Raw genomic sequence first — 825 nt, forward strand, 5'->3', positions numbered from 1 at the left:
CCGCAGCCGTCGCGCAGCCGGCCACCCAGTCCGCGATCCGCTGCCTACGCCGGGAGCCCCGCCGGGTGCGCCGCCACAGCACCGCGCCGATGGCGTAGACGACGACCTGCAGCAGCCCCCAGGTGACGAAGAACGGGCCGACGAGCGGGCGCACCTCGTCGGCGGCTGCCCCCATGTCGCGCAGGGTCTGCAGCCGGTCCTGGGTCGCCGCCTGTGTCAGCCGGCTGCCGCCAGCCAGTGGGATGGCCTCGAGCGGTGCGCCGGAGACTGCTTCGGGCAGCGGCGCCTCCGGCTGCGACCCGGGCTTCGGGCCCGCCTTCGACCCCGAGTCCGGTGCCGAGTCAGGGCGCGGCTCCGACGACGACTCGGCAAGGATCGTCGCGGTCACATCACTGGCCTGCACCAGGCCCGGCTGGCGGGTGGAGCTCGACCACGCCTCCCCGGCCGGGATGCCGGGCCCGGCGAGGGCCACCAGCCGCAGGTGCTCGGAGCGGCCAGCATCGGCGAGCCCCGTGACGAGGATGCGAGCGTCCTCCGGCGCCGCCGCGACGACCTGTGCGATCCTCCGGTTGCTGCGCCGGACCTGGTCGTCATGGCTGGTCTTCGGCTGCACGGCATCGCGCGGGTCGACGTCTCCCTGGTCCCTGACTGCACCGACGTCGACGATGGTCACCGGACAGCGTGAGAGCGGCAGGTCGGGACCGAAGGGGGTGTAGCGCGCGACCCGGCCGGACGGGTCGGCGGCCGCGATGGCGGCGCCCGGCCCGATGGCCTGGACGCACATCCCCTGCCGGTGCAGCGTCTGCGCGAGCAGGCCGGGCACGG

At 75.4% G+C, this 825-nt stretch carries 1 pseudogene; it reads right to left on the minus strand.

Features of this window, described 5'->3' with window-relative positions:
• Positions 1–825, minus strand: a pseudogene (locus tag FRW57_RS23730) (hypothetical protein); the annotation flags it as partial.

It is taken from the genome of Segeticoccus rhizosphaerae, from assembly GCF_009192725.1.
GTDB lineage: Bacteria > Actinomycetota > Actinomycetes > Actinomycetales > Dermatophilaceae > Segeticoccus > Segeticoccus rhizosphaerae.